Annotated in this window: 17 protein-coding genes; 10 read left to right on the top strand and 7 right to left on the bottom strand. The window is 65.0% G+C overall.

The genetic code is table 11. The annotated features are described in order from the left end of the window. Nucleotides 1-172 precede the first annotated feature (172 nt). Entirely contained in the window at nt 173-1,099 is a 927-nt protein-coding gene (locus tag N2602_RS38230; RefSeq protein ID WP_260381304.1) for a response regulator, read from the bottom strand. Next, nucleotides 1,083-4,454: an ATP-binding protein gene (locus tag N2602_RS38225; protein ID WP_260381303.1), complete on the bottom strand. Its 3,372-nt coding sequence runs from the start codon at nt 4,452-4,454 to the stop codon at nt 1,083-1,085. The genes N2602_RS38230 and N2602_RS38225 overlap by 17 nt, the downstream gene beginning before the upstream one ends. A gap of 169 nt (nt 4,455-4,623) precedes the next feature. Here N2602_RS38225 and urtA point away from each other — a divergent pair, with 169 nt between their 5' ends. The 9 genes from urtA to N2602_RS38180 all read left to right on the top strand — a co-directional run bounded on the left by urtA (nt 4,624) and on the right by N2602_RS38180 (nt 15,882). Then, nucleotides 4,624-5,883, top strand: a complete 1,260-nt coding sequence (gene urtA / locus N2602_RS38220; RefSeq protein WP_260381302.1) for an urea ABC transporter substrate-binding protein — start codon at nt 4,624-4,626, stop codon at nt 5,881-5,883. Between the two features lie 125 nt (nt 5,884-6,008). After that, nucleotides 6,009-6,935: an urea ABC transporter permease subunit UrtB gene (gene urtB / locus N2602_RS38215; RefSeq protein ID WP_172788872.1), complete on the top strand. Its 927-nt coding sequence runs from the start codon at nt 6,009-6,011 to the stop codon at nt 6,933-6,935. 17 nt (nt 6,936-6,952) lie between these two features. Beyond that, nucleotides 6,953-8,095, top strand: coding sequence for an urea ABC transporter permease subunit UrtC (gene urtC / locus N2602_RS38210; RefSeq protein ID WP_172788871.1), 1,143 nt, complete (start codon nt 6,953-6,955; stop codon nt 8,093-8,095). A gap of 11 nt (nt 8,096-8,106) precedes the next feature. Continuing rightward, complete coding sequence (gene urtD, locus N2602_RS38205) at nt 8,107-8,862, top strand: urea ABC transporter ATP-binding protein UrtD (RefSeq protein ID WP_172788870.1); 756 nt, start codon at nt 8,107-8,109, stop codon at nt 8,860-8,862. 190 nt (nt 8,863-9,052) lie between these two features. Beyond that, nucleotides 9,053-9,742, top strand: coding sequence for an urea ABC transporter ATP-binding subunit UrtE (urtE, locus tag N2602_RS38200; protein WP_172788869.1), 690 nt, complete (start codon nt 9,053-9,055; stop codon nt 9,740-9,742). A 27-nt stretch (nt 9,743-9,769) separates the two neighbouring features. Beyond that, entirely contained in the window at nt 9,770-10,999 is a 1,230-nt protein-coding gene (fmdA, locus tag N2602_RS38195; protein WP_260381301.1) for a formamidase, read from the top strand. Between the two features lie 109 nt (nt 11,000-11,108). Continuing rightward, nucleotides 11,109-11,486, top strand: coding sequence for a zinc ribbon domain-containing protein (locus N2602_RS38190; protein WP_260381300.1), 378 nt, complete (start codon nt 11,109-11,111; stop codon nt 11,484-11,486). Between the two features lie 38 nt (nt 11,487-11,524). Beyond that, nucleotides 11,525-12,565 (top strand): aliphatic amidase, encoded by a 1,041-nt coding sequence (locus N2602_RS38185; protein ID WP_172788866.1) that lies wholly within the window; start codon nt 11,525-11,527, stop codon nt 12,563-12,565. 320 nt (nt 12,566-12,885) lie between these two features. Beyond that, the gene (locus N2602_RS38180; protein ID WP_260381299.1) at nt 12,886-15,882 is read left to right on the top strand and encodes an autotransporter domain-containing protein; all 2,997 of its coding nucleotides are present in this window, start codon (nt 12,886-12,888) and stop codon (nt 15,880-15,882) included. A gap of 188 nt (nt 15,883-16,070) precedes the next feature. On the opposite strand, the gene N2602_RS38175 is transcribed toward N2602_RS38180, so the two are convergent. From N2602_RS38175 to N2602_RS38160, 4 genes are all read right to left on the bottom strand, one after another. Next, nucleotides 16,071-16,901 carry an MlaD family protein gene (locus N2602_RS38175; RefSeq protein ID WP_260381298.1) on the bottom strand — a complete coding sequence of 277 codons (831 nt, stop codon included), beginning with the start codon at nt 16,899-16,901 and terminating at the stop codon, nt 16,071-16,073. A 146-nt stretch (nt 16,902-17,047) separates the two neighbouring features. Beyond that, the gene (locus tag N2602_RS38170; protein ID WP_260381297.1) at nt 17,048-19,264 is read right to left on the bottom strand and encodes an acetate--CoA ligase family protein; all 2,217 of its coding nucleotides are present in this window, start codon (nt 19,262-19,264) and stop codon (nt 17,048-17,050) included. A gap of 127 nt (nt 19,265-19,391) precedes the next feature. Beyond that, a complete protein-coding gene (locus N2602_RS38165) occupies nt 19,392-19,961 on the bottom strand; it encodes a class GN sortase (protein ID WP_260383809.1) in 570 nt (189 codons plus the stop codon). A 172-nt stretch (nt 19,962-20,133) separates the two neighbouring features. Continuing rightward, a complete protein-coding gene (locus N2602_RS38160; protein ID WP_260381296.1) occupies nt 20,134-22,398 on the bottom strand; it encodes a marine proteobacterial sortase target protein in 2,265 nt (754 codons plus the stop codon). Between the two features lie 187 nt (nt 22,399-22,585). Between N2602_RS38160 and N2602_RS38155 the strand changes: the two genes are divergently transcribed. Further along, the gene (locus tag N2602_RS38155) at nt 22,586-23,356 is read left to right on the top strand and encodes a helix-turn-helix transcriptional regulator (protein ID WP_172788914.1); all 771 of its coding nucleotides are present in this window, start codon (nt 22,586-22,588) and stop codon (nt 23,354-23,356) included. Between the two features lie 119 nt (nt 23,357-23,475). Here the strand turns inward: N2602_RS38155 and N2602_RS38150 are convergent, their stop codons facing one another. Then, nucleotides 23,476-25,026 (bottom strand): long-chain fatty acid--CoA ligase, encoded by a 1,551-nt coding sequence (locus tag N2602_RS38150; protein ID WP_260381295.1) that lies wholly within the window; start codon nt 25,024-25,026, stop codon nt 23,476-23,478. Between the last annotated feature and the right edge of the window lie 215 nt (nt 25,027-25,241).

Genomic DNA, 25,241 nt, shown 5'->3' with positions numbered 1-25,241 from the left:
GCCCGGGAGTCATACTCCGAGGCGGTGGTTATAGAGCGAGCTGGCTACTCCGAGTCTTCGCCAAACTACTCCCTGTGGCTATGGGTCCCGGATCGGCGCTCCGCTTCGCTGCGCTTGTCCGGGACGACGCTGTTTACTGGGCTGGCGGCGTTCCAACGCATTCACACGCCGCTCACGAATTCCGCCTCGTCGCATTCGCCGCGATCGCCGCTGCGGCGGTCCGGTTCTCGACGCCGAGCTTGGCGTAGATCTGCTCCAGGTGCTTGTCGACGGTGCGCGGGCTGAGGCCCAGAATTTGCGCGATGTCGCGGTTGGTCTTGCCCTTGCTGAGCCAGGCCAGCACCTCGCCCTCGCGCGTGGTGAGGCCTAGCTCGCTGGTGAATTCGGGCGGCAGCGCGGTGCCGGCTTCCTTGGACAGCCGCAGCAAAAATTCGTTCGGCGCGGTCTCGCCCATGTAGTAGAAGCGGAGCTGCGGATTGTCAGGCAGCGACGCGGCCTGGGATCTCGAGCCGCTCTTGGCCTTCGCCTGCTCGAGCCATTGCAGCAGTGCCGGCGGCAGCACGAAGTCGTCGGGGTGTGCGCCGTGATGGTCGGACAGCAGCTTCTGCGCCTGCGGCGTCGCCCACAGCAAATTGCCCTGGCGATCGACCGCGAACAGGAAGCGGCCGGAGACGTCGAGCGCGGCGCGCGCGCTCTGGGTCAGCCGGGCATTGCCGAGATGGACGCGGATCCGCGCCAGCATCTCCTCGATTACGATCGGCTTGGTCACGTAATCGACGCCGCCGGCTTCCAGTCCACGCACGATGTGCTCGGTCTCGGCGAGGCCCGTCATGAAGATCACCGGGACATTGGCGAGGCCCGCATCGCGCTTGAGCCGGCGGCAGGTCTCGAACCCGTCGATCCCCGGCATCACGGCATCGAGCAGGATGATGTCGGGCGTGATCTGGTCGATGATGCGCATTGCCGCGGCGCCGTCGAGCGCCACCATCACCGTCATGCCGGCGCCGTCGAGCGCGTCGGTGAGCAGCCGCAGCGTCTCCGGGGAATCGTCGACAACCAGCGCGACGTCGCGCTTCTTGGGTTCAATGCTCATAAGCATGCAACGTCTTCAATGTGGCCATGTACTGGTCGAGATCGAAGCGGTCGACCAGCGATCGCATCTGCGCGACGAAGTCGGCATGCTCGGGGTGCTCGCTGCCGATCTCGTCCAGCTTCAGCTGGATGCCCTTGACGTAGCCGATCTGGCCGAGCCCGATCAGCGCCTCGATATGCCGCAGCGGCGGCTTCGATCCGGTCTCCGGATGCCATAACGGCACCGCGACCTCGTCCGAGCCGTATTGCCATTCGATCTTGAGGAGCTGGCGAATCGTCGCCAGCAGCCGCGGGATGTCGATCGGCTTCATCAGGTAGCCGTCGTGGAAGGGCTGCGCCAACGGCGTGCCATGGGCCTCGAGCGCGCTTGCCGATACCATCAGGATGCGCGCCTGATGATGGCCGTTGGCGCGCAAGGCCTCGGCGACCGCCCAGCCATCCATGGCGGGCATCGAGATGTCGAGCAGGAACAGATCGGGCCGGCAATGCTGCGCCAGTGCAAGGCAGCCGGCGCCGTCGGGCGCGCTCAGCAGGATGAAGCCGAGCGGCGTCAGCACCTCGCGCAGGAGGTCGCGATGCACGGGATCGTCGTCGGTGACGAGGATGGTCTTGCGCGCGCCGTGATAACCGGAGACCGGCGCCTCCACCGGTGCGATGCGCTGGGGATTGGTGACCTCCGAGAGCAGGATCTTGACCTTGAACGTCGAGCCGGTGCCGACCGTGCTCGCGACCTTGATGTCCCCGCCCATCACGCCGGCGAGCAGGCGGCTGATGGTGAGCCCGAGGCCGGTGCCGGTCTGCGGCTGCGAGGCGCCGAGCGCGCCCCGCTCGAAGGGCGCGAAGATGCGTTCGAGGTCGTCGCCCTGGATGCCCGGGCCGGTGTCGGTCACCTCGAACTCGGCGACGGGGCTGCGATAGTGCACCACGAACTGCACGCTGCCGGACTGGGTGAACTTGATGGCGTTCGAGAGCAGGTTGATCAGCACCTGACGCAACCGCTTCTCGTCGGCATAGACGACGCGCGGCAGCGTTGCCGGCCGCCTGAACACGAAGTCGATGCCCTTGGCCGCGGCCTGGAGGCGGAACATGCCGACGAGCTGGTCGAGGAATTCGCTCAGGCGCACCTCGTCGCGGGACAGATACAGCCGCCCCGCCTCGATCTTGGAGATGTCCAGGATGCCGTCGATCAGGCCGGAGAGATGGTCGGCGCTGCGGCGGACGACGCGGACCTGGTCGCGCGGCTTGGCGCCAAGGCTCGTGTCCTGCTCGAGCAGCTGCGCGTAGCCGCTGATCGCATTGAGCGGCGAGCGCAGCTCGTGGCTCAACCCGACCACATAGCGGCTCTTGGCGAGGTTGGCGGATTCGGCAACTTCCTTGGCACGCTGGAGCTCGGCGTCGGTACGCTTGTGCGCATCGATCTCCTGGATCAGCAGCGTGGTCTGACGCCGCGTCTCGGCCTCGGCGGCGCGGCGGCTCTGCTGCGCCAGCACGAACAGCCACGCCACCACGCCGATGATGATGCTGAGCGAGAAGAACACCTTCCACAGCACGTCGGACACGAGCTCGTTGTCGCCGTGCACGCTCGCCGACGTCTGCAGATAGATCAGTCCCAGCACCAGGGCGATCAGGCCGGCGGAGATCACGAACACGCCGATATAGTGGCCGACTTGCGAGTTGATCCGGGCGTAGATCGGCTGCGGCATCAGCCTGCCCAGCGTCTCCGACACCTGCGCCTGGAATCTCGCGTGCGGCTTGCAGAGATCGTGGCAGCGCGCGTCCAGCGAACAGCACAGCGAGCAGATCGGACCCGCGTAAGCGGGGCAGGAAGCCATGTCCTCCGGCTCGAACGAATGCTCGCAGATGCAGCACTGGATCGCCTCGATGTTCTGCCAGCTCCGCTTCGGCTTGCGCGCGATGTAGTACTTGCCGTCCGTGGCCCAGGCGATCAACGGTGCCGTGAGGAAGGCCGCCGCGAGCGCGATGAAGGCCGACAGCGCCTTCGCGGTCGGCCCGAACAGGCCGTAGAAGGCGCTGATGGAGACGATGGTCGCGATCGTCATCGCTCCCACGCCGACCGGATTGACGTCGTAGAGATGCGCGCGCTTGAACTCGATCTGCTGCGGCCGCAATCCGAGCGGCTTGTTGATGACGAGGTCGGCGACCAGCGCGCCGACCCAGGCGATCGCGACGTTGGAATAGAGCGCCAGCGTCTGCTCCAGCGCCTTGTAGACGCCGATCTCCATCAGCAGCAGGGCCACGATGACGTTGAAGACCAACCAGACCACGCGCCCGGGATGGCTGTGGGTCAAACGCGAGAAGAAGTTCGACCAGGCGATCGAGCCGGCATAGGCGTTGGTGACGTTGATCTTGACCTGCGACAGGATCACGAAGGTGCCGGTCAAGGCCAAAGCGAGGTCAGGCTGCGACAGCACATAGCGGAACGCTTCGAGATACATGTGCGCCGGCTCGGCGGCCTCCTCGGGCGGCACGCCATGGCTGAGCGCGAAGAAGGCGAGGAACGAGCCCGCCAGCAGCTTCAGCGCGCCCAGCACGATCCAGCCCGGCCCGGCGCTCATCAGCGCCATCCACCAGGAGGCCCTGGAGGCGCGGCGGTCGCGCGGCAGGAACCGCAGGAAGTCGACCTGCTCGCCGATCTGCGCCACCAGCGAGAACACGACCGAGGCCGCAACGCCGAACAGCAGGAGATCGAAATGACCGTTGAGGTCGCCGTGCTCGCCGGAGAATTTGTGCCACTCCGCAAAGGAGTGCGGGTTGTGCCAGGCGATCGCGGCGAACGGAATGATGTGAAGGATCACCCACAGGGGTTGCGTCCATAATTGGAAGCGGCTGATCAGCGTGATGCCATAGGCCACCAGCGGAATGATGACGACGGCGCTGATGAGATAGCCGACCGGCCGCGGAATCCCGAAGCACATCTCGAGCGCGGAGGCGAGGATCACGGCCTCGATCGCGAAGAAGATGAAGGTGAAGGACGCGTAGATCAGCGAGGTGACGGTCGAGCCGATGTAGCCGAAGCCGGCACCCCGCGTCAGCAGGTCGATGTCGATGCCGCATTTGGCGGCATAATATGCAATCGGCACCCCGCAGCCGAAGATGATGACGGAGACCACGACGATGGCCGCGGTCGCGTTGGTAACGCCATAGTTCAGCGTGATCGTCCCGCCGATCGCCTCCATCGCCAGGAACGAGATCGCGCCCAGTGCCGTGTTGGCGACGCGGGCGGCGGACCAGCGCCGCGCGCTCTTGGCGGTGAAGCGCAGGGCGTAATCTTCCAGCGTCTGGTTGGCGACCCATTGATTGTACTGGCGCCTGACGCGGTCTATTCGCTGCCGCCCTGCCACTTAACCCCACTCCCGATACGGATCCGGACCCCTCGCAAATTCCGTACCAGAAGCCTACGTCGGCATTTTGCGGTGCAGTATACGCGATCTTGCGTATGCGTGCGCTGCATAAATTCGAGCCATCCTCACGGGCACCAATCGCGTGTTCTCGAACAAAAGTGGGGTGCTCATGTCAGACGAAGCAAACAAGGGCCTGTTGTCGCCGCTGCGGCGCAAATTGTTGATGGGGATGGCGGCCGTGCCAGCCATCACGATGCTGCCGCGGGGTTCCTTTGCGCAGGCGCCGGCGACCTCGGCAGTCAATACCACGGGCCTAGCCGTCACCGACACCGAGGTCACGGTCGGCATCCTGCATTCGGCGACCGGCACCATGGCGATCTCCGAGACCGGATCGATCCAGGCCGAAAAGCTCGCGATCGAGCAGATCAACGCGGCCGGCGGCGTGCTCGGCCGCAAGATCAAGTTCATCCAGGAGGACGGCGCATCGGACTGGCCGACCTTTGCCGAGAAGGCGAAGAAGCTCCTCGTCAACGACAAGGTCGCGGCGATCATGGGCTGCTGGACCTCGGCCTCGCGCAAGGCGGTGCTTCCGGTCGTCGAGCAGTATAACGGCATGCTCTACTATCCGACCTTCTACGAAGGCCTCGAGCAGTCCAAGAACGTGATCTACACCGGCCAGGAAGCGACCCAGCAGATTCTCGCCGGCCTGAACTGGATCGCCAAGGAGAAGGGCGCCAAGTCCTTCTTCTTCATCGGCTCCGACTACATCTGGCCGCGCACCTCCAACAAGATCGCCCGCAAGCACGTCGAAAACGTGCTCAAGGGCAAGGTCGTCGGCGAGGAATATTATGCGCTCGGCTCGACGCAGTTCAACTCGGTCATCAACAAGATCAAGCTGACCAAGCCGGACGTCATCTTCACCGACGTCGTCGGCGGTTCCAACGTCGCTTTCTACAAGCAGCTCAAGGCGGCCGGCGTCGATCTCGCCAAGCAGCCGCTGCTCACGATCTCGGTGACCGAGGACGAGATCGACGGTATCGGCGGCGAGAACATCGCGGGTGCTTATGCCTGCATGAAGTATTTCCAGTCGCTCGACAATGCGAACAACAAGGCTTTCGTCTCCGCGTTCAAGAAGATGTGGGGCGAGAAGACGGTGATCGGAGACGTCACCCAGGCTGCTTATCTCGGCCCGTGGCTGTGGAAGCTGACGGTCGAGAAGGCCGGCTCCTTCGACGTCGACAAGATCGCGGCGGCTTCGCCGGGCGTCGAGTTCAAGGGCGCGCCGGAAGGCTATGTGCGCATCCACGAGAACCATCACCTCTGGTCGAAGACCCGGGTGGGGCGCGCCAAGCTCGATGGCCAGTTCGAGCTGATCTTCGAGACCGCCGACCTCGTCGAGCCGGATCCGTTCCCGAAGGGCTACCAGTAAGTCGCCCGTCGCGCTTTCCCCGCAAGGCAAAACCGCTCCCTGGCGTGGATCGCAAGTCCATGCCTCAAGCCCCCGCGTCGCGAACCTGCTCGCGACGCGGGACCCTTTCCCGACGGAGGACATGGATGTTCGGCGACTATTCGATTGGCGACCTCGGCTCGATCTTCGTCATGCAGGGGTTTGCCGGACTGATCCTGTTCTCCGTCTATGTCCTGATGGCGCTCGGCCTTGCGATCATCTTCGGCCAGATGGGCGTCATCAACATGGCGCATGGCGAGTTCATGATCCTCGGGGCCTACGTCACCTGGATGACCTCCAATCTCTTTCAGGCCTATTTGCCGAGCCTGTTCAGCGGCTACTTCTTCCTTGCCATGATATTGGCCTTCCTCGCATCCGGCGCGCTGGGCATGCTGGTGGAATGGGTGCTGATCCGGCACCTCTACAAGCGCCCGCTCGATACGCTGCTCGCGACCTGGGGCCTCAGCCTGATGCTGCAGCAGGCCTATCGCTCGGTGTTCGGCGCGCGCGAGGTCGGCGTCGAGCTGCCGCAATGGATGCTGGGCTCGCTGCGCGTCACCGACAGCATCGAGGTGCCGATCAACGGCGTCTTCGTGATGTGCCTCACCGTGCTGATCACCATCTGCGTCGCCTACGTTCTCTACATGTCGCGCTGGGGCCGCCAGGTGCGCGCGGTCGTACAGAACCGCATCATGGCCGGCGCGGTCGGCATCAACACCGAGAAGGTCGATCGCTACACCTTCGGCCTCGGCTGCGGCATCGCCGGTGTCGCCGGCAGCGCCTTCACCATGATCGGCTCGACCGGGCCGACCTCGGGCCAGCTCTACATCGTGGATACGTTCCTCGTCGTCGTGTTCGGCGGCGCCGCCAGCCTGCTCGGCACCATCGCCTCCGCGTTCTCGATCTCGCAGACGCAATCGACGCTCGAATTCTTCATGTCGGGCTCGATGGCCAAGGTGCTCACGCTGCTCGCCGTCGTCGGCATCCTGATGCTGCGACCGCAGGGTCTGTTCGCCCTCAAGGTCCGCAAATAACGAGAAGCAGGCAAGTCATGATCATCAACTCACGCTTCTTCAACCGATCCGAACTGATGGGCTTCATTGCGCTCGCCGCCGTGCTGTTCGTGATCCTGCCGCTGACACTGGATGTATTCCGCCTCAACCTGGTCGCGAAATATCTGACCTACGCCTTTGTCGCGCTCGGCCTCGTGCTGTGCTGGGGCTATGGCGGCATCCTGAGCCTGGGGCAGGGCGTGTTCTTCGGCCTCGGCGGCTATTGCATGGCGATGTTTCTCAAGCTCGAGGCCTCCAGCGTCGAGAACACCAAGATCCAGTCGACGCCCGGCATTCCCGATTTCATGGACTGGAATCAGATCACGGCGCTGCCGTTGTTCTGGCAGCCGTTTCACAGCCTCACCTTCACCATCCTCGCCATCATCCTGGTCCCCGGCCTGTTCGCCCTGATCATCGGCACCGCGATGTTCAAGCGCCGCGTCGGCGGCACCTACTTCGCGATTATCACCCAGGCCGTCGCCGCCATCCTCACCATCCTGATCGTGGGACAGCAGGGCTATACCGGCGGCATCAACGGCATGACCGATCTGCGCACGCTCAAGGGTTGGGACATCCGGCCCGACCACGCCAAGATCATCCTGTACTTCGTCGAGGTGGTGCTGCTGTTCGCCTGCATCGGCATCGCGCAGTTCATCCGTCTGACCAAGCTCGGCCGCATCCTGGTGGCGATGCGCGAGCAGGAGGACCGCGTCCGCTTCTCCGGCTACAGCGTCGCCAACTTCAAGATCTTCGCCTTCTGCATGGCCGCGATCTTCGCCGCGATCGGCGGCGCCATGTTCGCGCTCAATGTCGGTTTCATGTCGCCGTCCTTCGTCGGCATCGTGCCGTCGATCGAAATGGTGATCTACACCGCGGTCGGCGGACGGATGTCGATCTTCGGCGCAATCTGGGGCGCCATCCTGGTGAATTTCGCCAAGACCAGCCTGTCGGAATCCTTCCCGCAACTCTGGCTGTTTGGCCTTGGCGCGCTGTTCATCGCGGTCGTGCTCGCTTTCCCGAACGGCCTGTCCGGGCTCTGGGCCGACTACGTGCAGCCGCGCATCGACCGGCTGTTCGCCTCGCGCAAGGCGAAGGCGGGCTGGAACGACAATTCGGTCGCCGACGGCGCGCCGGCAGAGTGAGGGGGTAGATCATGCTCATTGGACACCAGCCCAAGGACTTCCTGCTCGCGGTCTCCGGCCTCACCGTCTCGTTCGACGGCTTCAAGGCGGTCAACGACCTCTCCTTCTATGTCGAGGAGAACGAGATCCGCGTCATCATCGGCCCCAACGGCGCCGGCAAGACCACGGTGCTCGACCTGATCTGCGGCAAGACCAAGGCGACCTCGGGCTCGATTCAGTTTCGCGGCAAGGAGCTCACGAAGATGAAGGAGAACGAGATCGTGCAGACCGGCGTCGGGCGCAAGTTTCAGACGCCGTCGGTGTTCGAGGATCTCACCGTGTTCGAGAATCTCGAGATCTCGTTCCCGCGCGGCCGCACCGTGTTCGGCTCGCTGACTTTTCAGCGCGATCAGCTGGTCAAAGACCGGGTCGAGGAGGTCGCGGAGATGATCTTCCTCAAGGACAAGCTCAACACCTATGCCGACGAGCTCAGCCATGGCCAGAAACAGTGGCTCGAGATCGGCATGCTGCTGATCCAGGATCCCGACCTGTTGATGCTCGACGAGCCCGTCGCCGGCATGAGCGTCTCGGAGCGCGTCAAGACCGCCGAGCTGCTCAACCGCATCATCAAGAACCGTTCGGTGCTGGTGATCGAGCACGACATGAAGTTCGTCGAGGACATCGCGCACAAGGTCACCGTGCTGCACCAGGGCCAGATCCTCTCGGAAGGGACGATGGAGAAGGTCAAGAACGATCCCAAGGTCATTGAAGTGTACCTGGGGCACTGAGATGGTGCGTACGGGGCGGACGAGCGCTGCGCACTCCGTTCACCTCTCCCGTAGGGAGAGGTCGAATGGCGCAGCCATTCGGGTGAGGGGTTCCGGTCCCTCGATAGGCTTGCGCCCCCTCACCCGGCGCTACGCGCCGACCTCTCCCCGGTGGGGAGAGGTGAAGCAACAGCGAGCCTAGGAGCGCATCATGCTGGCTATTTCCGATCTCCACGTCGCCTACGGCCAGAGCGAGGTGCTGCACGGGCTCAACGTCAAGGTCGCGGCGAACGAGATCGTCGCGATCATGGGCCGCAACGGCATGGGCAAGACCACGCTGATGAAGTCGCTGATGGGCATCCTGCCGGCTCGAAGCGGCTCGGTGAGCATGGACGGCGCCGAGCTCGGCAACCTCAAGAGCTACGAACGCGTCGCCAAGGGCCTCGCCTACGTGCCGCAGGGCCGCATGATCTTCTCCACCATGACGGTGAAGGAGAACATCGAGACCGGGCTGGTCGTGTCCGGCGGCTCGGAGGTGCCTGACGACATCTACGAATTGTTCCCGGTGCTGCTGGAGATGAAGGGCCGCCGCGGCGGCAATCTCTCCGGCGGGCAACAGCAACAATTGGCGATCGCGCGCGCGCTCGCCACCAAGCCGAAGGTGCTGCTGCTGGACGAGCCGACCGAAGGCATTCAGCCCTCCATCATCAAGGAGATGGCGCGCACCTTGAAGCGCATCCGCGACGAGAAGGGACTCTCGATCGTCGTCTCCGAGCAGGTCCTGAGCTTCGCGCTCGACATCGCCGACCGCGTGCTGGTGATCGAGAACGGCGAGATCGTGCGCGACGATCCGCGCGATGCCGTCGATGCCGCGCAGGTCTCGAAATATCTGTCCGTCTAACCAACCGTGTAAAAGGGGAGCATCTCGATGCCAGAGACACTGATCAAGGTCGATCTCACCAAATCGGCCTATGAAAACGACATGGTGCATAACCGCTGGCACCCCGACATCCCGATCGTGGCCTGGGTCAATCCCGGCGACGATTTCATCATCGAGACCTACGATTGGACCGGCGGCTTCATCAAGAACAACGATTCCGCCGACGACGTGCGCGACATCGACCTGTCGATCGTGCACTTCCTGTCCGGCCCGATCGGCGTCAAGGGCGCAGAGCCCGGCGACCTCCTCGTCGTCGACCTGCTCGACGTCGGTCCGCTCAAGGAGAGCCTGTGGGGCTTCAACGGCTTCTTCTCCAAGCAGAATGGCGGCGGCTTCCTCACCGACCACTTCCCGCTGGCGCAGAAGTCGATCTGGGACATCAAGGGTCTCTACACCTCGTCGCGTCACGTGCCCGGCGTCAACTTTGCCGGCCTGATCCATCCCGGCCTGATCGGGTGCCTGCCCGATCCCAAGATGCTGGAGACCTGGAACAAGCGCGAGGCCGAGCTGATCTCGACCAACCCGACCCGCGTGCCCGGCCTTGCCAATCCGCCGTTCGCGCCGACCGCCCATGGCGGCCGCGCCAAGGGCGATGTGAAAGCCAAGATCAGTGCAGAGGGTGCGCGCACCGTGCCGCCGCGCGAGCATGGCGGCAATTGCGACATCAAGGATCTCTCGCGCGGCTCGAAGATCTACTTCCCGGTCTATGTCCCCGGCGCCGGTCTCTCGATGGGCGACCTGCACTTCAGCCAGGGCGACGGCGAGATCACCTTCTGCGGCGCCATCGAAATGGCCGGCTGGCTGCACCTCAAGGTCGAGGTGATCAAGGACGGCATGTCGAAATACGGCATCAAGAACCCGATCTTCAAGCCGTCGCCGATCACGCCGAACTACAAGGACTATCTGATCTTCGAAGGTATCTCGGTCGACGAGGCCGGCAAGCAGCATTATCTCGACGTCCACATCGCCTATCGTCAGGCCTGCCTCAACGCCATCGAGTATCTCAAGAAGTTCGGCTATTCCGGCGCCCAGGCCTATTCGATCCTCGGCACCGCGCCGTGCCAGGGCCACATCTCCGGCGTGGTCGACGTGCCCAACGCCTGCGCCACGCTGTGGCTGCCGACCGAGATCTTCGACTTCGACGTGATGCCGTCGGCGGCCGGACCCATCAAGCACATCACCGGCGATATCCAGATGCCGATCTCGCCGGACAAATGACGCCGCGCCCCTCTCCCCGTTCTTACGGGGAGAGGGTCGGGGTGAGGGGCTGTCGCCACGCGCACGGTGGCAGCGAGTTGTGTGAACAGGCAAGAGCGTAGGTGATGCGATGCCGGTCTACGAATATCTCTGTGACGATTGCGGTCCCTTCAAGGACCTGCGCCCGATGGCGGAATGCGACGATCCGCAAAGCTGTCCCCATTGCGAGACCATGGCGCCGCGCGTCATCCTGACCGCGCCGAACTTCTTCTGCATGCCGGCGGAGAAGCGCAAGGCGCACGCCGTCAACGAGCGCAGCACCCACGCGCCGCAGACGCTGGCGCAATACAAGGCCTCGCATGGCCCGGGCTGCGGCTGCTGCTCCTCGGGCAAGACCGTGAAGGACAAGAGCCCGACCGACAGGAAAAAGCCGGCGCGGCTGATGACCAAGACCAGGAGCGGTGCCAAGGGCTTTCCGACCGCACGCCCCTGGATGATCAGCCACTAATTCACGCCTCCCACGAATAGAAGACAGGAGCGCTCAACATGCTTCACGGTGACATTTCCAGCAGCAACGACACGGTCGGCGTCGCGGTGGTCAATTACAAGATGCCCCGCCTGCACACCAAGGCCGAGGTGCTCGACAATGCCCGCAAGATCGCCGACATGATCGTCGGCATGAAGCTCGGCCTGCCCGGCATGGATCTCGTGATCTTCCCGGAATATTCCACGCAAGGCATCATGTACGATTCCAAGGAGATGTACGAGACGGCTTCGATGGTGCCGGGCGAGGAGACCGCGATCTTTGCGGAAGCCTGCCGCAAGGCAAAAGTGTGGGGCGTGTTCTCGCTCACCGGCGAACGCCACGAAGAGCATCCGCACAAGGCGCCCTACAACACCCTGATCCTGATGAACGACAAGGGCGAGATCGTGCAGAAGTACCGCAAGATCATGCCGTGGGTGCCGATCGAAGGCTGGTACCCCGGCAACTGCACCTATGTCTCCGAGGGTCCGAAGGGGCTGAAGGTCAGCCTGATCATCTGCGATGACGGCAATTATCCGGAGATCTGGCGCGACTGCGCCATGAAGGGCGCAGAGCTGATCGTGCGCTGCCAGGGCTACATGTATCCGGCCAAGGAGCAGCAGGTCATGATCTCCAAGGCCATGGCCTGGGCCAACAACGTCTATGTCGCGGTCGCCAATGCCGCCGGCTTCGACGGCGTCTATTCCTATTTCGGCCACTCCGCGATCATCGGCTTCGACGGCCGCACTCTCGGCGAATGCGGCGAGGAGGATTACGGCATCCAGTACGCCCAGCTCTCGAAGCATCTGATCCGCGATGCGCGCCGCAACGGCCAGTCGCAGAACCATCTCTACAAGCTGGTCCATCGCGGCTACACCGGCATGATCAATTCCGGCGACAGCCCGCGCGGCGTCGCGGCGTGCCCGTATGATTTCTACAAGAACTGGATCAAAGACCCCGAAGGCACCCGCGACATGGTCGAGGCGATGACCCGCGCGACGCCGGGCACCGATGAGTGTCCGATCGAGGGCATTCCGAACGGTTCGGCGGCCAGCAACTATTGAGCCCTTGAGGGCCTACGAGTTGGCCGACCAGCCAGGGATATGAATGGCGATCCATAACGACGGTCGTTCTGACGCATCCGCTGATGCGCGGAATGGGAATGGCGCCCGGCAAAACCGTGGCGCGGCTGCAACATGGGCGGTTGAATCTGCCCGAGTCGCGCTCGCATCGGCGGATTCTCGGGCCCCCGTAGTTCTACTGCCCCTCCTCATCGCCTAAGTTCCCGCAGCGCCAGTGGGGAGCGCCGCAGGTTGGAGGACGAGCGTTGGGGGGCTGGTTGCGATCGAGCGGGCGGGGTCGCCCGCTTCGGAGAGCCGCGGCCGTGCGCGCGGCATCCGGTGCGGGCCTCGTCTTGGGTGCGATCGCCCTCGTCAGTCCGGTCCAGGCACAGCAGGTCTTCAACGGATCACAGACCACGCCGAACGGCGCCGTCAACGGCGGCGGCGGCGTTTGGGACAACACCACGACCAATTGGACGGACGCCGTCGGCTCGGTCAGCACCACCTATGATCCCGCGTCGGTCGGCACGCTATTCGGCAGCAGCGGTCCTTCGATTCCGGCCACCGGCGGCACGGTGACGGTCACACCGGGAGGTGTTCAGCTCACCGGTCTCGTGGGTTTCGACCTCACCGCCGATGGTTCGGTCTACACCATCCAGGGCGGCGATCTCAGGCTGGCCTCGGGCGGCACCACATTCGTCACCAATGACGTGACCGGCACCAGCGACCCGTCGGCCATCATCGTTTCGCGCATCGTCGGCAGCGGCGGGATCAACGTCCAGGGCTCGGGGACCCTGGCACTGCTCGGCGCCAACACCTATGCCGGTGGCACCTTCATCTGCAATTGCGGATCCCTGCAACTCGGCGACGCGACCCATACCGCGAGCATTGTCGGCGCCGTCACCAATGAGGGCCTCTTCAGCGTCGTCAATGCCGACACGTCGGGGATCACGTCGATCCAAAATGCCTTCTCCGGCACGACGCTGTTTCTCAACGCCAGCTCCGCCAGCTCGATCGCGATCACCAACAGCGGCCAGCTGTATTTCGGCGATCCGAACGGGGGCGGCTCCGACACCGCGACGGCCGGTCGTGCCACCATCGTCAATGACGGCGGCTTGGTCGGCTTCTTCGGGCGGACCAATGCCGGCACGGCCAACATCACCAACCAGAACGGCGGCGGCATCGCTTTTCTTGAACAGGCCTCGGCGGGCTCGGCAACGATCGTGAACAAGGATTTCAGCGGGACCATATTCGGCTCGCTGGCCGGCTCCGATACGGCGAGCGCCGGCAATGCAACCATCATCAATGAAGCTGATGGTCTCACCAATTTCGGCGCGTTCACGACGGCCGGCAATGCCACGATCATCACCAAGGACGGCGGCAAGACCGAGTTCTTCGACAATGCCACCGGCGGCAACGCCCGCTTCATCACCACCGGAACAGGCATCGTCGATTTCGGGGTCAGCATTGGCCCGAACGGCGACGGCCGCATCACCGCGGGTTCGATCGAAGGCAGCGGCTTCTATTATATCGGCGGCGGCAATACGCTCGCCGTCGGGAGCAACAACCGTTCGACCGAAGTCAGTGGCGTCATCGGCGATTACGATCCCTGCGGTTGCGGCCCGATCGGGCCGGGCTCGCTGGAGAAGGTCGGCAGCGGCACGCTGATCCTCTCGGGCGCCAACACCTATACCGGCAGCACCAATGTGAATGGTGGCATCCTGCGGGTTGACGGCGACATCTCCCCGTCGAGCCTGACGACCGTCAATTCGGGCGGCGCGCTGTTCGGCGCCGGAAGGGTCGGCAATACCATCATCGCCAGCGGCGGCATCTATGCGCCGGGTGACGGGGGGCCGGGCTCGAGCATGCAGGTCCAGGGCAATCTCGCCTTCCACTCCGGCTCGGTCTACGTCGTGCAGGTCGGTAGCGGATCCAGCACGAGCCACGCACGCGTCAGCGGCAATGTCGTGCTGAACGGCACGGTCGGTGTCGCGCTGTATCCGGGCGCTGCGGTGATGAAGCACTACTCCATCATGCAGTTCTTCGGCAGCTCCAGCGGCAATTTTTCCGGGGTTGCCGCGCCGGGCGGCCTCATCGGCACGACAACTGTCGGATCGAACGAGGTCTTTCTCGATTTTGCGCTCGACTATGGCGCGAAATACGCTCTCAACGTCAACCAGAAGAACGTCGCGACGACGCTTCAGAATTTCTTCAACAGCAACGGCTTCCTGCAAGCCGAATTCGCAGGCCTCGGGCCCAACGGCCTGACGCAGGCCTCCGGCGAGCCGGCGACGGGGGCGCAGCAGACGACCTTCAACGCGATGAACCTGTTCCTCGGCCTGTTGACCGACGTCTTCAGCTCAGGACGCAGCGGCACGCCTGGCGCAACGCCCTTTGCCCCCGATGCTCAAGCGCGCGGCAAGACCGCGCGCGACGCGTTCGCCGCGATCGACCGCAAGGCGCCGGCTGCGACGTTCGAGCAGCGTTGGGACGTGTGGGCGGCCGGCTATGGCGGCTCGCAGACCACCGACGGCAACGCCGGCCTCGGCTCGAACAACACCACCAGCAGCGTCTATGGCACCGCAGTGGGCCTCGACTACCGCTTCTCGCCGTCGACGATTGCGGGCTTCGCCCTCGCAGGCGGCGGGACCGGATTCAACGTCAGCGGGCTCGGTTGGGGGCGCTCCGAACTGTTCCAGGCCGGCGCCTTCGTGCGTCATACGGCCGGACCGGCCTACGTCACGGCGGCGCTCGCCTATGGCTGGCAGGACGTCACGACCAACCGCGTCGTGACGGCCGCCGGCTATGACCAGTTGCGGGCGCAGTTCAACGCCAACGCCGTCTCGGGCCGCATCGAGGGTGGCTATCGCTACGCCATGCAATGGGCCGGCGTCACGCCCTACGCCGCGCTCCAGGCCACCTTGTTCGGCCTTCCCGCCTATGCAGAGTCGGCGGTGGTCGGCAGCAACGTCTTCGCGCTCAACTATGCCGCCAAGGACGTGACCAGCACCCGCTCCGAGCTCGGCCTGCGCGCCGACCGGTCCTTTGCCGCGGCCGGCGGCCTGATGACCCTGCGCGGCCGCCTCGCCTGGGCGCACGATTACAATCCGGACCGTACGGTCGGTGCGGTGTTCCAGACGCTGCCGGGATCGGCCTTCGTCGTGAACGGCGCCGCGCAGGCGCGCGACTCCGCGCTGACCACGGCATCGGTGCAGATGAACTGGATGAACGGCTGGTCCGCGTCGGCGACATTCGAGGGCGAGTTCTCGAACCTCACGCGGTCCTACGCCGGCAAGGGTCTCGTGCGCTACGCGTGGTAAGCTCGATTGATAGGCCACGGCGGGATTGCCATCCTCCCCTGGAGGGGGAGGATCGGTTCGCATGCAGCGAAGCGCAATGCGAACCGAGGTGGGGTGACAGTCTATCCGCAGTACACACTGCCCGCGTTGAGAGATCACCCCACCCCGCTCGCGCTCCGCGCGATCGACCCTCCCCCTCCAGGGGAGGGTCAGGACTGCTTCTTCTGCTCGGGCTTGCGCGGTGGGCGCGGGGATGCAGGCGCCGGCGCGCCGCTCATCTTGTTGGCGGCCTCGCTGACGTCGAGCAGCGAGCGGCGAATGTCGTCGAGATAGGCTGCCGACTTTTTCTTCATGGTGCCGGCAAGCTCGTGCAGCCCCTGGATCTTCTCGAACAGCTCGTCCGCCTTGCCGTCGACGAAGCCCGGCACCGCGCCTTCGATCTTCCCGACCGCCTTGTCGAAGCCCGCAAAGGCGCTGTCCACCTTGGCCATGACGGAGTCGATCTCGCCGCCCTTGCTCCTGAGGTCGGCGGTGGTGGCCTCGAACGTGTGCAGGCCCTCCTTGATCGCGGGGGCGTTGTTCACGATGGTGCGGTCGACGCTGTGCAGGGTTTCGACGATGGTTTCGGCGTCGCTGAGATCGGCCGTCAGCACCGGGATGCCGTCCGCGTCCAGCGGCACCGGCGGTGCAGAGGGGACGCCGCCGATCAATGAGATCGCGGCAACGCCGGTGAGACCCTGGAACTCGATGCCTGCCACGGTGTCCTTGCGGATCGGCGCGGCATTGTCGAGCATGACGAGCGCCACGATCCTGCGGGGACTCTCCAGCTTGATCGACAGGATCTGGCCGGCGGGCACGCCGTCGAAATTGACCGGCCCACCGCGGCGCAGGCCGCTGGCGGAGCCGCCCTCGAACACCACGCGCAACTGGCTGCGGCTCTGGATGGTGCGCCATTTCTGCACGCCGAGCAGGCCGCCGAACGCCACGGCGATCGCCGCCAGCGTCGCCGTTCCGATCACAAGATTGCTCGCGCGTGCCATGAGGCTGAGTTTAGGGCCAAAGCGGGATGGTTGGAAGAAGGCCGCGATGGTACGTAGGGCGGGTTAGCGAAGCGTAACCCGCCGCTTTCGCCTCAGCAGTCGTGTAGATTGGCGGATTACGCTGGCGCTAATCCGCCCTACGCACCTCAGTGTCCCGCCGCCCGCCTTGCCGCGGCGTTGTTCAGCACGATCAGCGCGTCGACGGCGACGCCCGTCCTGGCATTGATCAGGAACGGGTTGATGTCGATCGAGGCGATGCGATCGCCCGCATCCGCAATCAAATTGGACAGCCCGACCAGCGCCTTCACCGCCGAGGCCTCGTGCAAGACCGGCCTGCCGCGATAGCCGCGCATCTTGATGCCGGCCTTGGTGCGGCCGATCAGGAGCCGTGCTTCGCTTGCGTCCAGCGGCGCGCCGGCGAGCGCGACGTCCTTCATCAGCTCGATGTCGATGCCGCCGGTGCCGAACAGCACGACCGGGCCCATCTCGGCATCGAGCGAGGCGCCGACCACCAGCTCGAGCTCCGCCTTGACCTGCTGTGCGATCAGGATGCCGTCGAGCTTCGGCTTGCCCTTGAGTTTCGCGACCCGCGCTGTGATGTCGGCGAACGCCTTCTTCACCTCGGCCGCGCTGTTGAGGTTCAGCACCACGCCGCCGATGTCCGACTTGTGCAGGATCTCGGCGCTGACGACCTTGGCCACGACCGGAAAACCGATCTGCTTGGCAATCTTCACCGCGTCCGCCGCGGTCTGTGCGATCGTCTCCTGCGAGATCGGGATGCCATAGGCCTTGAGCAACCTCTTCGAGGCGACCTCGTCGAGCGCGGCGCCGGTTGCCGATGTCAGCGTTTTCTCCAGCACGGCGCGCGCGGCGGGCTTCGAGCTCGAGACGATGTCGGGCACCTCCTTGCGCAGCTTGGCGTAAGCGAGCAGCGACTTGATCGCGGTCACCGCGCGGTCCATGCCCTGCATGACCGCGAGATGTGGCAGCGACTTCCGCAAGTCCTTGGTGTGCTCGGTGAAGCCGATCGACATCGCGCTGATATAGATCACCGGCTTGCCCGCCCTGCTCGCCATCTCGTTGACGATGCGCAAGTTGCGCTCGCGCAGCTCGTGCGGCGCCTTCGGCAGCTCGGCGTCGACGATGACGATGTCGATATCGGGGTCGTCGATCATCAGCTTGATCGACTTCATGTAGACGGAGGGATCGACCACCGCGGCGAAGCCGGCGTCGAGCGGATTGCCGACGATCGAGCCGGGGCCGAGCATCTTCGCGAGCTCCGCACTGACATGCGGGCTCAGCGGCGCGAAGTTCAGGCCTGCGGCGTAGAAGGCGTCGATCAGCATGCCGCGCTTGCCGCCGGACAGCGTCACGGCGGCAAGCCGGTCGCCTTTGGGCAAGCCAGCGTGGACGAAGCACTCGGTGGTCTCGATCAGCTCGTCGAGGCCGCCGACCCGGATCACCCCTTCGCGCGTCGCGATCGCGTCGAACGTCTCGATCGAGCCGGCGAGCGCGCCGGTATGCGCCATCGCCGCGGCGCGGCCGCCTTCGGAGGCGCCGAGCTTGAGCGCGATCACGGGCTTGCTCGCCGCGCGTGCTGCCTTGCAGGCGTCGCGGAAGGCCTTGGTGTTGCGCACGCCTTCGAGGTAGACGACGATCACCTTGATGCTCGGATCCTCGGCGAAATAGCGCATCAGATCCGGCGTCTCGAGTCCGGCCTCGTTGCCTGTGGTCACCATGTAGCCGACGCCGACGCCGCGGTCTTCCAGCGCCTGGCGGATCGCCATGACGATGGCGCCGGATTGGCCGGCGATCGCGACTGCGCCTTGCTCCATGGTGACGATGCGATCGTCGATATTGGTGAAGAGCTTTTCGCCGGCGCTTAAATTGCCGAGGCAGTTCGGGCCGGTCACGGCGAGCCCCGTCTCGCGCACGGCCGCCTGCAATTCGGCAGCGAGCTTCTGGCTTTCGTCATCCTGCAGCTCGCTGAAGCCCGAGGTGACGATGGTGGCCGAACGCGCGCCGGCCGCGGCGGCGTCGCGGATCACCTGCACGGCAAAGCGCGCAGGCACCAGCACCAGGACATGATCGGGCTTCTCCGGAAGACTCGCAAAGTCCTTGTAGCAGGGAACGCCCCAGATGGCGTCGCGCTTGGCATTGACCGGATAGAGGCCGCCCTCGTAGCCGTACTTGATCAGATTGTTCCAGATGCGCTCGGCATAATTGCCGGGCTTGTCGGTCGCGCCCACCAGCACGATGTTGTGCGGGTGCAGCATGGCATGGATGCCCTTGATGATGTCGCTGGCATCGGGCGGCGGAGACCATGGACGGGACGCGGATGCAGCAGACACATGGGCTTCCATGGCGTGACCTCACCTGTTGTTCTTATTGGTGTCGCGTCACTCTGTTCTATGGCGAGTCCTTTGGCAACTGTGTGGCTGGTATGCCGTGTGGTGGAATGAAGTGCGCATCGGTGCGTGTCAGTCCGATCTATCCGTCGGCGTTAATCAATGTTGCATGCAGGGTGTAGCGCTCGGGGCCGGATGTGACGGCATCGAAGGGCCAGCAAGTCGCGAGAACAAGCTCGAAACCCTGTGCCATGGGATCGATGCCCGACGCATCGAAGCGAACCACGGCCGAGGAATCTGCGCGATAGCGAAAATGTCGACCGTCGCTGCGTGTGACATCGATGACGTCACCCATGGCAACATCTTTCAGGAAGCGAAAATGAGTGTCGCGATGGGCGGCATAGACGGCAATCCCGCGCTCGCCCGCTTCAGCCGTGTGCTGGACATGGCCCGGCCCGAAAGCAAGCGCCTGGCCGCTCGTGCCTTCCAGCACGATCGCGCTGGCACCGATCCGCTTGACTTCGATCCGCGCGACCGGCCAGGTGTCGGCCCATGACCAGGGCTTCACCGCCTGCCTTGTCGCAACGCTTCGGTCGAATGCCCGCTCCAGCAGCACCTGCGCCAGCCAGGCCTTGGCATGGATGTAGGCGCCGTCGCCGAACAGGATGAGGCCGATCAACGCCAGGATCAGCGGAGAGATGAGGCGGGGCATTTTATCCACGATCGTCATTGCGAGCTCCGCGAAGCAATCCAGAGTCTCTCCGCGGAGGCAGCCTGGATTGCTTCGCTGCGCTCGCAATGACCGTAAGAAAAAGGCGCGCGCGGCCGTTTGGAGGGGACGGGCAGCCGCGCGCGCTAACAGAGGAGTTCGGGGGGCTCCTCTCTCAAACGGTGTCAGTGAGCAAGGGCTGACGCCGGTTGAACACGAACAGGACCAGGGCGAGCACGATCAGGATGAAACCCGCGATCATCTTCAGCTCGGCCGAGGTTGCGGTCTTGGGCAGGCGGATCGCGTCGGGCGCGGCAGGCGTCGGCCGTCGCGCCGCCGGCTGATTGCGCGCATCGGCGTGACGTTCGCGCAGCTGTGTCGGCGTCAGATGCGGCCGCTCGCCGAACACTTTCTCGAACTCCCAGCCCGCGGGCAGGTTGATCGGCAGCTCGCTGAGCTTCAGCGGCGCGCCTTCGGGACGGCTTGGCGTCTTGTCGACCGCGACGAGGCTGGTCAGCCGCGTGACGATCTGATGGTCGAGCGCCAGCGCCAGGATCGCCTTGTCGGAGTCTTCGGGTGTCATCTCTCGCAGGGTGCGTGCCACCTCCGCATCGGCGATCTTGCGCCTGGCCCAGAGTTTCGACAGGCCCTTGCCTTCGGCGGCGTTTTGCAGCGGCAGCGTCACCGACCACGGACGGTCGCCGACGCGGCCCTTGATCTCGAGTGCGCCTGCGAGCTTGTCGAGCCTGGCCGCCAGCACCAGGGGCTCGTCGCGATAGACGTCGGGAATGATCGCCGGAGTGACGTCGGCTTTGGCGTCGGAGAATTTTGCGGTGAGGCCGGTCACGGCCGGATTCTCCAGCCTGGCGAACAGGCCGCGCATGCGCTCCTCGACCTGCTCGACGGACCCGATATGGGTGAAGGCGCCGCGGCCGAGCTCGGCGGCGCGGGTCATCAGATAGGTGTTGGGCGCAGATCCGATGCCGACCATGAAGACACGCGAGCGGCCGCGCATCGTCGTGATCGCATCGAACAATTGCTGCTCGTTGCCGATCGCGCCGTCGGTCAGGAACACGACCTGGCGGACCATGCCGGTGTCGCCGAGCTTGTCGGTCAGTGCCGCGCGCATCGCCGGCACCATCTCGGTGCCGCCGCGCGCCTGCAAGGCGCCGACGAAGGAGGTCGCCTCGCCGACATGCGCGGCATCGGCCGGGACGGAGGCCGGAAACAGCACGTCCATGGTGTCGTCGAAGCGGATCACGTTGAAGCGGTCATTCGGCTGCAGGCGGCCGAGGGCGTAGAGCAGGCTCGCCTTGGCCTGCACGATGGAGGTGCCGCCCATCGAGCCGGAATTGTCGATCACGAACACGACCTCGCGCGGCAGCGGCTTCTGCGTCGCCTGCTCGGCGCTCGGCGGGGTGACGAAGGCGAGCAAATAATCGGCATCGCCGACACGTTCGCGAAACAGGCCGACCGACGGCGCTTTCTCCACAGCCGGCTTCCAGGTCAGCTCGAAGTCACGGTCGGCGGGCACGGCACCGTCGGCGAGCGTCACCACGCGCGTCGCATTGTCCGGGCTTTCCGTCTTGACGTTGTGATGGTGGCTCTTGACCTCGCCGAGCGCGAAGCCGGCCTGCAGGCGTACCGTGATGCTGGTCGGATTCACCGGCGCATTCTTGGCGGGATCCAGCACAGGGGGCGAGATGCGCTCACGATCCGGCACCGGGTCCGACGTCGCGGCGCCCCAGCCCGAGCCATCCTTGCGGAAGTCGACGCTCTGGACGATCGGCACGGGATTGTAGCGCGGCCCGACCACGAGCGGCAGGCGTAACGAATACTCGTTGCCGACTTGATGCACCGGCTCCTGGTACTCGATCTGCACCAGCACGGTTTCGCCGGGACCGATATTGGCGACCGAGTTGGTGAAGATGTTCGGCCGTTCCTGCTCGGTGAGCGCGGCCTTCTGGCCGGCGCGGCGCGCCTCCTCGTAGATCACGCGCGCCTGCTGCCGCTCCTTGATGTCGCCGACGATGACGCGGTCGCCGACCACCATCTTCAGCGTGTCGACGGCGCCGCCGGGCGCGAGCGGATAGACATAGGTGGCCTCGACCCAATCCTTGCTCGGGTTGCGGAATGCTTGCGTGACGCGGGCGCGCAAGGTCGGGCCCGACACCGTGATGTCGACATCGGTCCCGAGGCGGATCGCCTCTAGGGTGGCGCCGTCCTGCTTCAGCAGCAGGCTGCCCGAGCGTGCTTCGCCGGGCTGGAGCAGGCCTGCCTGTTCAGTCGTTGCCGACCAACTCGCGCCAAAACTCACCAGCAGGGCCAGGAAGGCGACCAGCATCACTGCGATGCCTTGCGCGAGAAGGAACAGTCCGACCTTGATGAGGCGGCTCAACAGGGGGTGTTCGTCGCTGTCGGCCGTGTCGTAGGCGTCCATTTGGGTTGCTCCCGCAGCATGTTTGCTAGCCTTCAGCATCCGCCGGCGGGGCGGCATTTCGCGAGCAGAATGATCGGCAATGTTCCGCCGCGGCCGGCCCCGGCTCGTTTCGGCCGGGGCGGTCATGTGCGGTTTTGTGCTGGTTTGTCCGCCCTGCTAGAGTGACCATCCTGGAGCGGGGCTGACGATGCAGACGCAGGACAAACTCACCGACAAGCAGCTTTCGGACGAGCAGAGCCGCGAGATCGCCGAGACCATTCGCGAGGAGCTCGCCCGGCGCCGCATCTCCCGGCAGGCGCTGGCCGAGCAGGCCAAGCTGAGCCTGTCGACGCTGGAGAAGGTGCTCGGCGGCCGGCGCCCGTTCACGCTGGCGACGACCGTCCGGCTGGAGCAGGCGCTCGGCGTCTCCTTGCGCAAAAGTGTTGTCGTGGCGACGCCTGCGGCCGCAAGCGACGTCGCGCCCGACAGCCTCGGCTCCTATGCCCATCGCGCGGTGACCTGGCTCGAGGACGTCTACATCACCTTGCGGCCGTCGTTCGGCGACAAGGATGCGATTTTCGCCTATCGCACCGAGATCGCGTGGGAGCCGAAGGTCTCGTCGCTGGTCTTTCGCGAGGGCGATCGGACCGATGCCGCCTACGAACATACCGGCGAGGTCGCCGTCCCGCATCAGTCCGGCTTCATCTACCTCGTCATCATCAAGCATGGCCAGCACCGCGTGATCACGGTGTCGCGGCCGACGGTGTCGGGCGAGATGTATGGCATCATCTCGACGCTGCGCGCCGGGCCCGGGTCGCAGCTCACGCCGATCGCGGCGCCGATCGCCTATGTGCCGCTCAGGAACGTTGCGAAGCCGTCTCTGGGCCGGGTCGCGTCCGGCGATGCCAACTATGAGCTGTACCGAAAGCACCTGCGTCGCACGGTGGAAGAGCCCTTCGCGCTCTTCCTGCCGGCATAACCGCTTCGATCTCGTTCAGCCGCCTTCCGACGCGTTGAGGCTTGCGGGCATCGTCGAGCGCCGCTCGAGACGTCGATCACCACATGCGCTCAAGAAAGCGCCCGCAAGGGGCGCTTCGATCAGGCGTTGGCGACCTTCTTGTCGATTTCGGACGCCGCCGAGAACGCCTTGCGCAGGGTCGGCTTGTGGATCTTGCCGGTGGCGTTGCGCGGCAACGCATCGACGAAGCGGATCTGGCGCGGGCATTTGAAGCGCGCCAGATTGGCCGCGCAATGGGCGAACAGCTCGGTTTCCGTCAGCTCGTGTCCCGGCTTGATCGCGACGATGGCAAGGCCAACCTCGCCCCATTGCGCATCTGGAATGCCGATCACGGCAGCTTCCGCGATGGCGTTGAGCTGGTGCAGCACGTTCTCGACCTCGGCCGGATAGACGTTCTCGCCGCCCGAGATGTACATGTCCTTCCAGCGATCGACGATGTAGTAGAAGCCTTCCTCGTCGACGCGGGTGGCGTCGCCCGTGTGCAGCCAGCCGTCGGTGAAGGAGGTCTTGTTCGCCTCCGGCCTGTTCCAGTAGCCCGGCGTGATGTTGGGGCCCTTGACCCAGAGTTCGCCGAGCTCGCCGACATCGGCATCGCTGCCGTCGGGGCGCACGATACGCACCTCGGTGTGCAGCACCGGCTTGCCGGCGGAGCCGGCCTTGCGCGCTGCATCCTCGCGGTCGAGCACCAGCACAGCCGGCGAAGTCTCGGTCATGCCGTAGCCCTGCTGCAGCGCGACGCCGCGCGCCTCCCACACTTTCAACAGCGGCACCGGCATCGGCGCGCCGCCGACACCGCCGACGACCAGCCGGCTGAGATCGGTGGTCGCGAAGGCGGGGTGCTGCGCCATGAACTGATAGATCGCAGGCACGCCGAAGAACACGTTGATGCCCTGCGCGGGATCGTTGATCAGCCCGAGCGCCGTGCCGGGATCGAAGGCGCGCATGATCATCACGGTGCCGCCGGCATGCAGCACGGGATTGGTGTAGCAGTTGAGTCCGCCGGTGTGAAACAGCGGCAGCACGGTGAGCAGCACCGAGGTCGGCCCGATGCAGGCCGGGCCGCCGAGATTGACGCAATTCCAGAAGGTCATGCCATGGGTGATGGTCGCGCCCTTGGGATGGCCCGTCGTGCCTGACGTGTACATGATGGTCGAGACATCATCGAGCGTCACGTCCTCGGCGCGCGCCAGCGGCTTTGCGGCGGCGATACCGGCTTCATAGCTGCCGCCCGGACCAAGCAGCAGGCTGGTCGCAACGTTGCAGAGTTTCGCCACGCTGAGCGCCGTCTCGGCCAGATCAGTATCGTGGATCATCACCTTCGGCGCGCAGTCGGAGGTGATGAACTGAAGCTCGGGTACCGTGAGGCGGGTGTTGAGCGGCACGAAGGTCGCCCCCAGCCGCCCGCAGGCGAACTGCACCTCCAGCGTATCGGTCGTGTTCAGCGCCAGCACCGCGACGCGGTCGCCGCGCGAGACGTTGAGCGTGTGGCGCAGCAACGAGGCGAGGCGTGAGACGCGGGCATCGAGCTGCGAATAGGTGAAGCGGCGCTCGCTCGCGAGGTCGACGACCGCGACCTTGTCAGGCGCGCGGCGGGCATGATGGGCGATCCAGTCGTAATAGCGAACGGCCAAAGATGTCTCCCTCGACGGCCTCGTGCCGCCCGCTTTCTTGCTGCTTGCGCACCATGCCCGGCCTGGCCCTGGGGCCAGCCGGAGTCTGTGCAGCAACGTTTTTTTGCGCCAGAGTTGGCCTGCAAGCGGTGAAAATCGTCTTGCGTTGAGTTGCTGGCTTGCTGCCTTGCTTGAAGCGTCCGCTCCAATCAGCCACTCCGCGCAAGTGACCGGCC

Origin of the sequence: Bradyrhizobium sp. NC92 (assembly GCF_025200865.1) — a bacterium.
Taxonomy (GTDB): domain Bacteria; phylum Pseudomonadota; class Alphaproteobacteria; order Rhizobiales; family Xanthobacteraceae; genus Bradyrhizobium.
Note: the sequence above shows the minus strand (reverse complement) of the source record. Positions and strands in the feature narration are given on the sequence as shown.

Coding starts and splice junctions, on each gene's coding strand:
- N2602_RS38230 (WP_260381304.1), bottom strand. CDS start 1,099: ATGCTTATGAGCATTGAACCCAAGAAGCGCGACGTCGCGCTGGTTGTC.
- urtA (WP_260381302.1), top strand. CDS start 4,624: ATGTCAGACGAAGCAAACAAGGGCCTGTTGTCGCCGCTGCGGCGCAAA.
- urtB (WP_172788872.1), top strand. CDS start 6,009: ATGTTCGGCGACTATTCGATTGGCGACCTCGGCTCGATCTTCGTCATG.
- urtC (WP_172788871.1), top strand. CDS start 6,953: ATGATCATCAACTCACGCTTCTTCAACCGATCCGAACTGATGGGCTTC.
- urtD (WP_172788870.1), top strand. CDS start 8,107: ATGCTCATTGGACACCAGCCCAAGGACTTCCTGCTCGCGGTCTCCGGC.
- urtE (WP_172788869.1), top strand. CDS start 9,053: ATGCTGGCTATTTCCGATCTCCACGTCGCCTACGGCCAGAGCGAGGTG.
- fmdA (WP_260381301.1), top strand. CDS start 9,770: ATGCCAGAGACACTGATCAAGGTCGATCTCACCAAATCGGCCTATGAA.
- N2602_RS38190 (WP_260381300.1), top strand. CDS start 11,109: ATGCCGGTCTACGAATATCTCTGTGACGATTGCGGTCCCTTCAAGGAC.
- N2602_RS38185 (WP_172788866.1), top strand. CDS start 11,525: ATGCTTCACGGTGACATTTCCAGCAGCAACGACACGGTCGGCGTCGCG.
- N2602_RS38175 (WP_260381298.1), bottom strand. CDS start 16,901: ATGGCACGCGCGAGCAATCTTGTGATCGGAACGGCGACGCTGGCGGCG.
- N2602_RS38170 (WP_260381297.1), bottom strand. CDS start 19,264: ATGGAAGCCCATGTGTCTGCTGCATCCGCGTCCCGTCCATGGTCTCCG.
- N2602_RS38165 (WP_260383809.1), bottom strand. CDS start 19,961: ATGCCCCGCCTCATCTCTCCGCTGATCCTGGCGTTGATCGGCCTCATC.
- N2602_RS38160 (WP_260381296.1), bottom strand. CDS start 22,398: ATGGACGCCTACGACACGGCCGACAGCGACGAACACCCCCTGTTGAGC.
- N2602_RS38155 (WP_172788914.1), top strand. CDS start 22,586: ATGCAGACGCAGGACAAACTCACCGACAAGCAGCTTTCGGACGAGCAG.